This is a genomic window from Spirochaetota bacterium, from assembly GCA_038043445.1.
Taxonomy (GTDB): Bacteria; Spirochaetota; Brachyspiria; order Brachyspirales; family JACRPF01; genus JBBTBY01.
Window position 1 is genome coordinate 15,367 of sequence record JBBTBY010000149.1, and the last position, 14,666, is coordinate 30,032.

The 14,666-nt window shown below is 54.1% G+C and carries 10 protein-coding genes; 9 read left to right on the forward strand and 1 reads right to left on the reverse strand.

The window, feature by feature from the left end:
• The first annotated feature begins 202 nt into the window (after positions 1-202).
• Both AABZ39_19050 and AABZ39_19055 read left to right on the forward strand, forming a co-directional pair.
• Positions 203-3,112, forward strand: coding sequence for an alpha-L-rhamnosidase N-terminal domain-containing protein (locus tag AABZ39_19050; protein ID MEK6796879.1), 2,910 nt, complete (start codon positions 203-205; stop codon positions 3,110-3,112).
• Positions 3,109-4,191: a uroporphyrinogen decarboxylase family protein gene (locus AABZ39_19055; GenBank protein MEK6796880.1), complete on the forward strand. Its 1,083-nt coding sequence runs from the start codon at positions 3,109-3,111 to the stop codon at positions 4,189-4,191. The genes AABZ39_19050 and AABZ39_19055 overlap by 4 nt, the downstream gene beginning before the upstream one ends.
• On the opposite strand, the gene AABZ39_19060 is transcribed toward AABZ39_19055, so the two are convergent.
• Positions 4,181-4,963, reverse strand: coding sequence for an AraC family transcriptional regulator (locus tag AABZ39_19060; protein ID MEK6796881.1), 783 nt, complete (start codon positions 4,961-4,963; stop codon positions 4,181-4,183). The two genes, AABZ39_19055 and AABZ39_19060, sit on opposite strands and share 11 nt — an antisense overlap.
• 195 nt (positions 4,964-5,158) lie before the next feature.
• Between AABZ39_19060 and AABZ39_19065 the strand changes: the two genes are divergently transcribed.
• The 7 genes from AABZ39_19065 to AABZ39_19095 all read left to right on the forward strand — a co-directional run.
• A complete protein-coding gene (locus AABZ39_19065) occupies positions 5,159-6,274 on the forward strand; it encodes a hypothetical protein (GenBank protein MEK6796882.1) in 1,116 nt (371 codons plus the stop codon).
• A gap of 14 nt (positions 6,275-6,288) precedes the next feature.
• Positions 6,289-7,338 carry a uroporphyrinogen decarboxylase family protein gene (locus tag AABZ39_19070; protein MEK6796883.1) on the forward strand — a complete coding sequence of 350 codons (1,050 nt, stop codon included), beginning with the start codon at positions 6,289-6,291 and terminating at the stop codon, positions 7,336-7,338.
• A 110-nt stretch (positions 7,339-7,448) separates the two neighbouring features.
• Positions 7,449-8,342 carry an AraC family transcriptional regulator gene (locus tag AABZ39_19075; GenBank protein ID MEK6796884.1) on the forward strand — a complete coding sequence of 298 codons (894 nt, stop codon included), beginning with the start codon at positions 7,449-7,451 and terminating at the stop codon, positions 8,340-8,342.
• A gap of 120 nt (positions 8,343-8,462) precedes the next feature.
• Positions 8,463-10,550, forward strand: a complete 2,088-nt coding sequence (locus AABZ39_19080) for an alpha-amylase family protein (protein MEK6796885.1) — start codon at positions 8,463-8,465, stop codon at positions 10,548-10,550.
• Between the two features lie 198 nt (positions 10,551-10,748).
• The gene (locus AABZ39_19085; protein MEK6796886.1) at positions 10,749-13,046 is read left to right on the forward strand and encodes a hypothetical protein; all 2,298 of its coding nucleotides are present in this window, start codon (positions 10,749-10,751) and stop codon (positions 13,044-13,046) included.
• 45 nt (positions 13,047-13,091) lie between these two features.
• Positions 13,092-13,922 carry a helix-turn-helix domain-containing protein gene (locus AABZ39_19090; protein MEK6796887.1) on the forward strand — a complete coding sequence of 277 codons (831 nt, stop codon included), beginning with the start codon at positions 13,092-13,094 and terminating at the stop codon, positions 13,920-13,922.
• 100 nt (positions 13,923-14,022) lie between these two features.
• Positions 14,023-14,666: FAD-dependent oxidoreductase (locus AABZ39_19095; GenBank protein MEK6796888.1), on the forward strand; the 644-nt coding region annotated here is incomplete at its 3' end.

Here is a 14,666-nt window from a genome sequence, read left to right on the forward strand (position 1 = left end):
CCTCACAGAATAATTATAGATGATAGTACGATAATCGCAGATTGCTCTCGATGGAATGCATGATAGTACCGTCAATATGCACAATTTCCCGATTGCACGATTATCGCATGCAGGATATTCTCCATACGAACGGGTAAATATTCCATGGCCTCATCGCCTATTCAGAACGATATTTGGGGCACAAATGAAACGGGAGTTCACAATGGATTGGAAGGCATCGTGGATCTGGGATCGACGCGAAGCACTGCCGTATAATGACGCGATAGTCGCCGAACGCCGGATACGCGTTCCGGATATACATACCGCATCGATCGCCGTAACCGCGGACAGCTGGTATCGCCTCTTTATAAACGACGTTTGGGTGAATGACGGCCCCGCAAGAAGCTGGCCGGAGAAGAAAAGTTACGATGTCATCGATATAACCCATTATCTCTCAACCGGCGAGAATGAGATACGCATACTCGCGCGATTTTATGGCTGCGGAACAATGAAAGACGTATCGGTTGCTCCCGGTATACTTGCGCAGATAGATCTTACCGCACGCGACGGCTCACACATGACTGTCGGCACTGATGGAGAATGGCAGACCGCGCCTTATACGCCGCTTGTAACGAATGCACCGAAGGCATCGGTACAGATGGAAGCATTCGAGATAGTCGATGCCCGGCGCGTGATACCATCATCTGTTCCGGCTCGTGTTCTTTACGGTGCATGCGCTGGGCCGTATCGTGAGCTTGTTGTGCGCGATGTAGCACTCCTCACGAAAGAGCCGAAAGCCATACGCCGTGTTCATTCACTTTCCGTTGTACGCCGGCCGTTCGCGTCATTTACTTTTCCCGCAGCGCGGCTCTGCCACCCCGGCGTCATCGAATGTAATTTCTATACGGGTATTGCCCACGCCGTCGCAACGGTCATAACATCCGACACAGACCGTGAATTATCGATCGATGCACCCCTGTACCGTATCATGGTCAACGGTAGTGAAGGCGTGAACGGCCGTTATAGGGTTCGTAAAGGAAAGAACCTCATCACCGCCGCGATTTACGGCGCGCCCCCTTACTACAATGCATTCCTTCATAGGAAAGAAACGTCAATATCATTCCCCGGAGAGAATGCACTTTCGTTCTCGAATCCCGTCGACAGCGCACACGAGAATCCATGGGTGTTCATCCCGTTCGATGAAAGCGCCCACCGCTTTGATGACATCGAATTCGGCGCATACGGACGCCAGCGCCTGCCCGAGCGTGAGGCTTTGCTCGCCTCATACCCTGACACCGTCAGCCGATTTTTCTCGAACGCAGCTGACACAAATAGCCTTATCGCGAATTACGGCGGAGCGATAAAGCTCATAGCGCATGAAACGATGTGCCTCGTCAATCCTGCCGCTGCATTTCAGTCGCGCTCCGTCATCGGTGATGCGAGAAGTCTCTTCGTACGGTCGGAAGCTGCCATCGATACGACACCGGAAAGCACGGTCATTGCACCGTCGACCGAAGGCGATGTCGAAATAGTATACGATCTCGGTGCTCAGCACATCGGCTATTATGAATTCGATGTGACCGCCGCCGCCGGCACTGTGATCGATATTTTCGGCGTTGAATATATCGCCGCCAACGGCATTGTACAGCACACGGGCGATTACCTGAACGGCATGCGGTATATCTGTGCCGAAGGGCGGAATCGATTCACCTCGCTTAAGCGCCGATCGGGGCGTTATTTGTTCCTCTGCGTGCGGGATCAACGCTCGCCGGTAACGATACACACGGTGCGGCTCATCGCCTCTGCTTATCCGGTCAAGCGGCGCGAGCGATTTGTCACAAGCGACGAGCGTATCAATCGTATCTGGGAAATATCGGCGCATACCCTTGAACTATGTATGGAAGACACATTCACCGATTGCCCGCTCTATGAGCAGGTGCTCTGGCTGGGCGATGCACGCAATGAAGCACTGTTCGCGCTTGCGGCGTTCGGCGCCTCCGATATCGTCAAGCGTTCGCTTCGGCTCGGCGCGCAGTCGCTCAGTCGCCTTCCGATGGTCGGCTGTCAGGTACCGTCGACATGGGACTGCATAATCCCTGCGGTGAGCTTCTCCTGGAATCTATCCGTACGGGAATACTATCGCTGGTCAAAGGACGATGCATTCCTCCGCGAGATATATCCGGCAGCCATCGCCAATATACGCGCGGCGGAACGGCTCACAAATGAGAACGGCCTCTTTGAAGCGCCGTACTGGAATTTTTTCGACTGGACGAACATCGATTTTTCGCATCGCATCGTCCTTTACAACAGCCTTTTCGCTGTCGCCGCATCGGATGCCGTCATGGAATGCGCGCTTGCCCTCGGCAAAAAGGAAGATATCGATTTTCTTAAACAGTATCGCTTGCGGCTTGCTAAGGGGATCAATCGGCTCTGGAATATGAAAAAACGCTCGTATCCGGATTCGATTCACGATGACGGCACCGTGAGCGCTTCGAGCTGCATACACACGAGCATGCTGTCGGTGCTGTTCCATGTTGCATCGAAAAAAATACTCCCGCAGGCGATACGCAATCTGCTGCGCCCGCGCGCTGCACAGGTAAAACTCGGCTCCCCCTATGCGCTCATGTTCTTCTTCGAAACCCTTGAAATGCTTCAGTATGAACAGAAGATCATCCCCTCGATAATAGAGAAATACTCGCCAATGCTCTCGCTCGATGCGACGACCGCATGGGAGACGTTCGCCGGACAGTTCGGCTGGCTTCCGAAGGATTATCCCACGCGAAGCCATGCGCACGGCTGGTCATCGGCGCCGCTCTATTGGTTCCCGCGCCTCATACTCGGCATACGCGAAACGGGGGAACACAATGCGTCGTTCCGGATAAGCCCGCGCATCGACGGGCTCACGAGCGCACGCGGAACGCTTGTAACGGTGCATGGCGGCATCCGTGTATCATGGAAGCGCGAAAACAATACGCTCACCATTGATGCGTCCGCCCCGCACGGACTATCGCTCAGTTTCATGGGCAATACGACCACACGGCGATTGACGGTGCTGTTCAACGGACGAACGGTCCAGCGAGCAGGCGCAGGAAAGAACAAGAATAAAAAAAACGAACAAAGGAGCAGACAATGACACAGCGGGAACGATTTCAGAAACTGATGAATTACGAGCCTGTCGACCGTATGCCGCTCATCAATGTGGAGCCGACCGAAAGCGGTGTGTTCGAGCGCTGGCGCGCCGAGGGACTGCCTGCCGATATCGTATCGGCAGCGGATGCCTACTTCGGCATGGACAGCTTCTCTGTTGTTCCGATGAGCAATGGTCCTCTGCCTCCATTCGAGAAGAAGATCGTCGCCGAGGACGATGAAACATACACCGAAACCGCACGTCTCGGCGGGCTGGTCAAGCGGCACAAGAAAAACCCGACGACATTTTACGGACATGTCGATTACCCGGTAAAAACCCGCGCCGACTGGGAGGACTATACGCTGCGCTTCTCGAAGCATACGCCCGGGCGTATAGGCACGGCGGCGGAAATAGAAAAAAAATGCGCTGCGCTCAATGCGTCGGACAAACCGGTCACCATCACGTTCTTTCCGTTCTTTACGCGCCTGGGTTTTTACAGCATGGGCATGGAGCGATTCCTCACCGCGTTCTATGAAGAGCCCGATCTTATTCACGATATGTTCTCGTACTGGTGCGATCTTTCCCTCGCCCTCGCGCGGCCGTATCTTGACCGTACGAATGTCGATGCAGCCATATTCGGCGAAGACATTGCGGCGAAGAACGCGCCCCTCGTCTCTCCGGACATATATCGGGAGTTCTGGGTGCCGCACATGGAGCCGCTCATGCGCTATCTCAAGGAACGAAGCGTGCCGCTCATCTGCCAGTGGACGGCGGGACAATGCGATCCGCTGCTCCCCATAATGATGGAACAGGGGTTCAACTGCACCTGGCCGCTGGAGCGCGCCCCGGGCATGGACGCACTTGCCGTTCGAAAAAAATACGGCAAAGGGCTACGGCTTGCCGGGAATATTTCCATCGCATCGCTTATCGCCGGCCCTTCCGCCATCGACGCAGAGATTGAGCGTCTCATGCCGTTGATTCGCGAAGGCGGTTTCTTTCCGACGCTCGACGATATGATAGCGCTTGAAGTACCGTTGGCGAATTTTCAGTATTATCTGAACGCGATACGATCGATCAAATTTTAAGAAGCGCTGATTCCCTATACTCGGTCGGTGTTGCACCTGTCATCTTTTTGAAGAACCGCGCGAAATAGAATTGATCGGCAAAGCCGAAACGCTCGCTCACGGCGGCTATAGTCTCATCGGAACGGGCGAGGCGGTCCTTGATGGCATTCACTTTTTCCTGAAGGTAATACTGCTTCGGCGGCATGCCGATGGCCTCTGTGAATTTCGCACAGAATCGTTTTGCGCTCAAGCCGTATTCGGAAGCTATCGCCTCGAGCTTGAAATCAGCGGCAAGCACCTCATGTACATAACGGAAGAAGCGCTCATACACGGCGAATCGCTCCTGCTTCGACCGCAGGGAATCAGCAAGCGACGCGTGAAAAAGTGAAACAACCTCGGCAAGTACGCCCTTCGCAAGCAGTACATCCCCTGACTGTGCGGCGGCGATCCACTGCTTCCGGCGGTTCTTCGGGAATGCTGCGTGTCGCGGCTCTTCCCCGCGAAATATCTCCGAAGAGTGATAGAGCGCCCGGAATTGGAAAAAGATCTTTTCCATCGGGGAATCCTGCGTTGCGGTAAGTTCACCCCCCGACGGGAAAAAATATACCCCGGGGACGAGCAGGAACCGTTTTTTATTATATACGACCGTCCCCTTTCCGGAGAGAACGATATTAAGCTCATTGTACGGCATCTCGCTTGTCACATTCCTGAACGGAGCCGAAAGAACGACATGCCCGAAACTCCGCATCTCGAATACAACAGAATTGAGGACATTATTCACGAACGAGCTCATACCAATACGCCGAATGGAGGGGTAGATGGTGGCCGGGGGGTCGACGTCCGAGGCGGTATACGAATACACCGTATGCATGGATGCAGTATATATCACCCATGCCGCTGCGGCAATGCCGGGAAAAAGTGCATAGCAGCAGGATATTCGTCCATTTCCCGGTGTGCGATGCTGCGCTATTATATTGAAAGAGGATTCATGAACATGAACACACTGTGGAAAACGAATTGGCCGGAAACGAAGAAGCGTTACATCGATTGGTGGGCGCAGAAAGGGCCCATTGTATCATGCTATGGCCCGGCGAACACATGCCCGCCGCGTGACGGCATCACGCCCGCGCCGGATGCTGTAAGCGTCGATGAAAAATTCACCGACCCGTCATGGGCGGCACAGCATAGACGCTATACTCTTTCACAGCGCTGCTTTATCGGCGACGGGCTCCCCTCGATGGTCGGCGACAATTACATGCATCTCCTCTCGCATTCCCTCGGCGCCACACCGCTCTTCGAGGAGAACACCACGTGGACCACACCATGCATCGATGATCCAGATACACATCCACCGCTTCGATTCTCCCCGGAGAACCGCTGGTGGAGGAATTATGAAGCGGTCGCGCGCCGCGAAGTCGAGATAAGCGGCGGAAATTATTATGCAGGCCTGCCGCTTTTCATGAATGACATCGATGCGCTGTTCGATCTCCGCGGCGAACCGCTCATGATGGACTTTATCGACAGACCATCGTGGGTAAAAGAAAAATTGTGCGAAATAGACATAGCATACCGCGATGCATATCAACGTGCATATGACATCGTGAAACTTCCCGACGAGAGTTCCATCTGCCAGGTGCTTGAGGTCTGGGGGCCGGGGAAAACTGCGCTCCTGCAGTCCGATCTCTCTGCGATGATATCGCAGGACATGTTCGATGAGTTTGTAGTGCCTGAACTCAGCGCACTCGCCGACTGGCTTGATCATACACTGTATCACCTCGACGGCGTGGACGCACTGCGCCATCTCGATACGCTCCTTACTATAGAAGGGATCGACGCCATACAGTGGATGGCTGGTGCCGGACAGCCGGGAAACGGCGATAAAAAATGGTATCCGCTCTACAAGCGCATACTCGCTGCGGGCAAATCGGTGCAGGTACGCTGGGTGAAAACGGAAGAATTGGAACCGCTATTCGACGCTATCGGTACTCGCGGCGTATACGTTATGGTCGGCAATGTCATCGATACCGCCATGTATGATGATATCATACGCACCGTTGAGAAGTATTCCGAAAAAACGGAAGTAATGCCCGGAACATATCCATGAATGAGCATAGTACAATGACGCAGCAAGCCTCGCAGCGAGAGCACATACGCTCGCTGTTCGCCCACACCGCCGCGGCACCGGGATTTTGGATAGGCAATCCCCATGCGGACACCTGGACACAGTACAGAAGCGTGACGGGAATGGACGAGGAAACGATACGAACCGAGCTCGGCGATGAATGCCGATTCATCTCGGCAGAATGGTTTTCCTACCAGCATCCCGAAAAAAAATCGATGTTCAACCCCTATCTCGGCGTTACCCGCGAAAAGGGCTCGCACGCGGAGGCCGGCTGCTTCGCTGAATGCGACTCGATACGCGAGGTTGAATCGCATCCATGGCCTTCTCTTTCCTATCTCGATTTTACCTCGACCATTGACCGCATCCTTGCGCATGCCGACAAGGCGATATTCAGCGGATTCTGGAGTCCGTTCTTTCACCGCGTATCCGACTATTTCGGCATGGAGAATTTTTTCATTAAAATGTACACGCACCCTGCTGTCGTCGATGCAGTGACCGCGCATATCGTGGATTTTTACGTCGAAGCGAATCGCCGCTTCCTTGCAGCCGCCGGTGACAATGTCGATGTGCTTTTCATTGCCAATGATCTCGGTACGCAGCAGGATGTCATCATATCGCCCGAGCTCTTTGAACGCTTCATCCTCCCGGGCATACGTCGGCTCGCAGCGGTGGGACGTGAATTCGGCAAACCGGTCATGATGCACTCCTGCGGCGCTATCAGCCGCATCATCCCGCAATTGATCGATGCCGGCATCTGTGCACTCCATCCCCTGCAGCCCACACGCGGCATGGATGCGGCAACACTCGCGCGCGAGTACAAGAACGATCTCGTGTTCGTCGGCGGTGTTGACACGCAGGAATTACTGCCGCGAGGCACATCATCAGATGTATCGGAGGAAGTAAAACGGCTTATGGATACGCTCGGCCCGAATTATATCGTAAGCCCCAGTCATGAGGGCATACTCCCCGACATACCGTTCGAAAATGTGCGGGCAATGGCCGATGCTGTTCACTCAACGGAACGATACAAAGCACGTGCGCTATAGAGGGGCTGGCCGCGTCAGCACGTGCATGCCGGGGCAGGTAATTGCATGCATCGGTTGACGATTGAACATCGATACCCTATACTGTCCCCATGACGGCAATTGCTACTGGAATGAAAGCATCGCAGCGAACTATCCCGCGAAAGAGAATAGCGGCCGCATTCGCCGGCAACAATGGCAGCATCGCGGCGTATGCGAATTTCCCGTTCGTCATCGTTAAGAGCGTTCTTCCTTCACATATCGGCACGCACAGCCACGAGTATTTCGAGATCGATATCGTTCTGAGCGGAAGCGGTCATGTCGTGAACGGCGGAAAACGGTATGAACTCGGCGTAAACGACATCATGCTCGGAAACCAATTCGACACACATGCCATCGTATCACGACGGCGTATATCGCTTCTATCAATAAAATTCGGGCCTGCATTGTTCGGCACGGAGCATGCTGCGCCGCTCCTCGCGGCATTTGTCGCGCCCGGCGTGGATTTTCGCAGGCGCGTCCCTCTCGATGCGGATGAAAAGCGATCGATCAGGACGATCGCCGAGCTTCTCCTCGGCGAGTATACCGCGAAAAGAAAACAGTGGCAGCAGACGGTGACGCCGCTGTTCGAAGCGATCCTGAGTATCTTGCGCCGCGGATTCGAGACGCATCTTGCGGAAAGGAATATCACCGTCGACACAGGCCATTTCCCCCTCGTGTACCGCATCATGACGTACCTCGACGAACACTACTGCGAGGAATTACGCATGCGCGATATCGTAAAAAGATTCGGCGGCTCGTCGTCATATGCCGCATCGCTCTTCACACGCATCATAGGCCATTCGCTCAAACGCTATGTCATCGTCAAACGAGTTCTCGCGGCAAAGCGTCTTCTCACGAATACCGACGACCCCATATCGGATATCTGTTTCGCCGTCGGGTTCGGCGACATGAGCAATTTCAACCGCGCATTCAAGACCATAGCCGGCACATCGCCGCGGGAATATAGAAGTTCGTACCGCACATGACGGCCAATCATACGCGGCAGGAACGGGGAAACGACTATTGCGCATACTTCACCGTAATTTTCGCATAGTCTGTCTGAGGTTTGCCCGCTACCTTTACCGCAGACATACGAGGAGCAGTCGATGAAAGCACAGTTGAAGGATATACAGAACGAATTCGTATTCGGCACGCAGTATTACCGTGTCGTACCGCCAAAAACCGAGTGGGCCGATGATATGAAGCATATCTCAGAACTCGGCATGGATACGATAAAGATATGGGCGCTGTGGACATACGGCGAACCGCGGGAGGGCAAATTCAATTTCAGCGATCTCGACGGGCTCATGGACGAGGCGCAGCGGAAAAATCTCCGTGTGGTCATCAATATCATTCTTGATCATTGCCCGCTCTGGGCGGTGCAGAAATTCCCCGAATCGCAATGGACGGATCTGAACGGAAGGCGTATGACCGAGCATGCGTATGCGCAGCGTTTTCTCGGCGGTGTCGGCTTGTGCTGGGACAATACAGCTCTCCGCAAAACAGCCGAACCGTTCATACGCGCACTTGCGAAGCGATACAAGGATCACCCGTCGCTGTACGTCTGGGACGCATGGAATGAGCCGGACAAGCTTGCAAGCGGCGATGTGCATACCGCCGCACGTTTCAGGGAATACCTCGCAAAACGTTTCGGAACGATAGAAAAGCTCAATGAACATCTTGTGGAATGTTACGCCGATCTGAGCGAGGTGTTCCCGCCGGACTGCAAGTCCGATGTCGCGGCGCAGCTCCTGTATAACGACTTCCGCCAGCGATCGCTCGGCGATCAGGTGCGCTGGGTATATGACACGATACGCTCCGAGGACACGCATACGCCTATCATGACGCATTCGCATTCGGGCACGACACAGATCGGCTGGGGTGCGGACATACCCTGGGATGACTGGCGTATGGCCGATGCGGTGGATTTTTACGGGACGAGCAGCCATGAAATATGGTTCAATGACAACTATAAACGCGCCGAGACCTTCGCGACATTCGCACTCAGCCTTGAGACAAAACGTTCCATCGCGGCACAGGCGAAAAAGATTTTCTGGCTCGATGAACTTTCCGGGGGCCTATCGTACATGCTCCCGAACGTAAAGACATCGTACGACGGCAGACGTACGACGTTCAATCTCTGGACGGCCCTTGCGTATGAAGCGAAAGGGATATTGTTCTGGCAGTTCCGTCCGGAGCGCAAGCTCGGTTCCGAAGCACCGGGATGGGGCCTTGTCGAACGTGACGGCGAGGATACCGACCGCAGCCGCGCGGCGGCTGAATTCATCGGAACGGTGCGCGCGGAGAACGATCTTTTCCTGAACGCACGATGTGTCCCTGCACGATACGGCATTGTCTACGATATGGACAGTCATCTCGCGGCGAACTGCACGCAGATTGCGCCGTATAATAACGGTTTTCAGGCAGTGTTCTCCGCTTTTTACACGAACTCAGTTCCCTGCGACATTCTGCGATATCCCGGTTCGATTACGGAGCAGTACGAAATGATATACGTCCCGGAGCCGTGGTGTGTGAGCGCTGCGCTCAAGAAGGCACTGTTCGAGTATGCCGAACGCGGCGGAAGACTTATCATCGAATGCGGACTCGGGCTGTATGACGAGAACGGGTTTACCGCGGCGAAAGTCCCCAACCAGGGATGGGATGCGACGATAGGGCTTCTTGAAAGGAATATCCGTATCTTCACTACGGATACGATACAGACCGATCACGGCGGCATCGCCGTTGGAAAACAGCGTGTCGATCTGCGTATGACTGACGCTTGGAGAACGACCGCATCGTTCAGCGACGGTACACCAGCCGCCGTTACACGCGCCTGGGGGAAAGGCAGCATGACCGCGTTCGCGTCGCTTCCCTCGGCGGGAATGCATGCGCTTCGTGAAAGCGATCCGAAATGCGTTCCGAATTTCATCCGGTTCATCGGCGCAGAGCCCTGCGTCGATATCACATCCGGCGGCAACGGCATCACCTGCCGCGTTATGGAATGCGGCGGCAAGCGGCTTCTTTTCGTTTTCAACCATTGCGCACAGAATGCGTCCGTTTCGATCGACTGCTCACGTGCGGGTACATTCGATCGACTGCTCTGGAATAACTGTGTATCGGCAACAGGTAAAGGGCATCGCATTGATCTGCATTGCAGTGTGGAAAGCATTGCCGTAATAGTATTGAGCGCATGACAGTGATGTGCAAACACAATGCCTGTCCACATTGACGGCGAAAAGGCTTTCCGCAGCGGCTATCATTCCGGCATTCTCGTACTAGAAGGAATCCGCACTCCGTGCGGATAATGTGCATGAATACAGGGATTTATTCCATGTACTCGACAAACAGGAACATCTACTATATTCTCAAGTGCAACAGCTGAGGAGTTCTCCATGCGTCAAATAGTGATCGTCGTTGCATCTATTTTTGCATTCGGAGCAGCACTCGTGAATCCAAATCATACCCGCATACTGCACGCCGCAGAAAAATATGGGTCACCGTTCGAAAAGGACATCAATACCCTTGAGGAATTCATCAAAGAGATCGTATTCACACCGAATGCGATCGAACTCAACGGCATGCGCGCAGTGGTCATCCCTGCCGATATCGCCTTGATATGGACCGCGTTCGACTACCTTGAGATCCGTGCCGACGAAAAAGACCTCAAAAAGATCACCCTCCCAGGCAAACAACTCTCATTGACGGGCGGCTCCCTCCGTATCACTGCATGGGACTGCATTCCCGTTCTCTCGAACGGTATGTATTCCCTTCCGCTTGCCGCCGCCGCACAGCTTCGCGTCACCTTGGCACTCACCTCAAGCGGAATTCCCCGCTCGATGGAACGCAAAAAAATGCCGCCAAGTTCGATCGGACGAGCGAGCGTTATCGTAACGGCGACGGCGCTTCGCTCGATCGAGGGCGTTTCAGCATTCGACCCTCTCGTATATCGAAGATTATACTCGCTGCCGCACTGGTCGCCTCCGGCAGCGCACGAAGCATGCCTTGCCCTCGGCTTTGTGCCGGCTCGCGGCACATGGTCCATCAAAGAAGGCACGACGCTGTCAGAGGACCCGAATCGTCCCGGATTCATCGATATCGAACGGATGAAAATAGAGATCGCGACGAATGATCGCTGGGGCCAGACAACGTTATTTAAAAGGATACAGGAGCGTACTCCCGATATCCCCTTCACGCTGGCGTTCCACTCTGTACCATCCTTTATGGAAGTAACAGGGAGAAAATATCCGGGAACCCCGGCTAATTATGAAGCAGCAGCACAGATGTATGCAGAGGCGCTGGCCGCTATGAAACAGAAAGCCGCATTGCTGCCGACGTATATTGAGGTTAAAAATGAGCCGAATGTGCCGCAGAACTGGTGCTGGCATTGGGACACCGACGCCTGGGAAAAACTCGCCGATTTTCATACGACGGTCGCCGACGCTTTGCATGCAGCCATACCCGGCATTCGTGTCGGCGGCCCCTGTTCTTCATCGACACATTTTGAATACAATACTGCATGGAGCTGGGGCGGTATAAAAACGTTCTTCGACAGAACGTTCAAGTCGCTCGATTTCTTCTCTTTCCATAACTACGAGCCGGAGGTGCTTTCCTCGTACGATGAGCAATTCGTCAACGGCAAACGATTCTACAGTCAGGGGAAGCTCGACGCATGCTACGACCTTAAGGAAAACTATCTGCAAACGACGTTTGGAGAGATAAAACCGTTCCTTGTCACGGAATACGGCGCCTTGGGCGCCGGGGCGCTCGCGATGATACGCAACTTTTCAGACCTCAATTGCTGGTACCGGCTGCGCCCCCAGAATACGTACCTCATGAGATACCTTGAACGCCCGCATCGGTTCAAGCAGATAGTGCCGTTCATGTTCCCGGCACATGTCAGGGACAATTGGTCGTATGTCATGTTCTATAATGAAGGCGGGACCCGCGACAACGACGGCATCGTCTCCGGCGGAGTATGGAAAAAAACAAGACATTTCGATTGGCTTCTCCTTTGGAAAGATGTGACGGGAGAACGCGTGCCGATACGATCGTCCGATCCGCGTGTTCTTACGCATGCTTTTCTCGACGGCAAGACGCTTCGTGTGGCGATGAACAATATCAATAATATCGATACGACGATAGATCTCTCCTGTATAACCGGCGGCGCAAAAATATCCCGCATTTCCAGAAAGCGGATGTATTTCGCCGACGACACGATGGTATATGTCGAAAGCGAACCCGTATCCGCGTTGTCTGCCATACCGCTTAGAGTGGAAGAAACATCTATCGTAGAGATCGTTCTCGACCGGGCACCGAAGAGAGAAGCGTCCATACATGAACGCTACTGCTATGGCGACAAAGTCATGGTCCCTATCGATGCGGCAGCCGCTCAATTCCAGATCACACTCCCGGAGAAAAGCGATCTGGTCTATGCGACCGTACGTATCGGCATTCTCATGTCCGGCGGCACGGATGAGGATGCTCTGCTTACGGTCAACGGCAAAACGTTCCCGATGCCGCTTTCTTATACAAAAGGCATAGAGACTTTGATGACGAGCGTTGCCATCGACATACCCGTGAAAGTCCTGTCCGAAAAGAACGACATAGCCGTGCGCTTCAAACGGCCGATAAAGAACGGCTACGTTTCGAGTGCGCTTGTCATCGCGGGGTTCCGGCACGGGATGAAGTAAATACTGGCTTGATTTTACTCCCCGGCTCACGTGTAATATCGACACATGGGAAATTCCCCGAAAGACATAGTCACGTCGCATCTTCGCGCACTTTCTTCGATCACCGGTGTCGGCATTCTCTACAAGGACGCATCCGGGGCGACCGGTATCGATGGTCTTCCATCTGAACTGCATATTCATGAGAACTCGTTCTGCATGGCGGTGAAAAGCGATGATCGCCGCTGGGATGCATGCAAAGCGTTCTACACCGAAGCGAATATTCTCAATGCACTGAACGGTGCCTGCGCGGGTGTCATCCCCTGCCATGCGGGTGTGCATCAGCTTGTCATACCGCTCACCGATGACGGCCGCTATTATGGTGCGCTCATCGCCGGCCCCCTTCGTGGCAGTACGCGCTGTCCGTACGCTGACTGCAGACGGGCATCGATGAAGGTCCCCGCACGGGAACGATATCGCATTGATGACATAAAGAGCATTCTCGCCGTGCTCTCGGCATATCTTATTGAAAATCGCGGAAGGATACTGCTCGAACGCATGAAAAACCGTGATAAGAGGATAGACCTCGCTATCGATTATATCGCAGATCATGAAGGCAGAGACGTCAGTGCTGCTGACGCGGCACTGAGATCTGGGCTCAGCGTCTCGCGATTCCTTCATATATTCCGCAATGTCGCGGGCATGCCATTCTCCGAGCACCTCATACGCACCCGTATTGAAGCGGCTAAGCGTCTTCTTTCCGCAGGCGACATGACGGTGGGCGATATTGCGGCAAGAACAGGATATGTACAGCAGAGCCATTTTGGCGCTGTGTTCAAACGAATCACCGGGCTTACGCCGAAAGCCTACCGCGAAAAGACGCGATCAGTCGCGCCGTAACAGAGCATACCTGCGATAATGATCAGCATGATCGGGCATAGGAGCGCAGGCGCATCATCCGTATATTGTTCGTAACGATGTTCGACCAAGCGGAGTTATCATGGATATCATCGTGCCTGAAAAGAAGGTTCCCGTCGCATACGAATGCGATGTGCTTGTCGTGGGCGGCGGCCCCGCTGGCATAGCCGCGGCGGTTTCTGCGGCACGACACGGCGCGAAAACATTGCTCGTGGAACGCTGGCCGAGTGTCGGCGGTCAGGCGACCAATGCGCTCGTGAATATCTGGCACACGAGCGACAGAAAAAAGCAGGTTATATTCGGGCTTGTACAGGAAGTGATAGAACGTGCCGGACCGGTAATGCATCGTTTGCCCCATTATCCGGAACGGTCCGAAACGCATGAATTCGAGCCGTCCGGCATGCGCGTGGTGTTCCATCAATTGCTTGAGGATGCCGGTGTTCGAACGATATGTCATCTGGCTGCGGTTGAATCGATAATTGAAAACAACATTATCCGCGGTGTACTTGTCGATGCGAAAACGGGGCGCAAAGCCATTCGTGCAAAAATCGTGATCGATGCGACCGGTGACGGCGATATCGCTGCCAATGCCGATGTACCATTCGCTATCGGGCGTGATGAGGACGGCCGCGTGCAGGGCATGACGATGATGTTCCGTCTCTGCGGCATAGATCCGGCCAAAGCGATCGCTCACCCGAGAGAAGCGGACAGGGTTTTCGCTCGGAT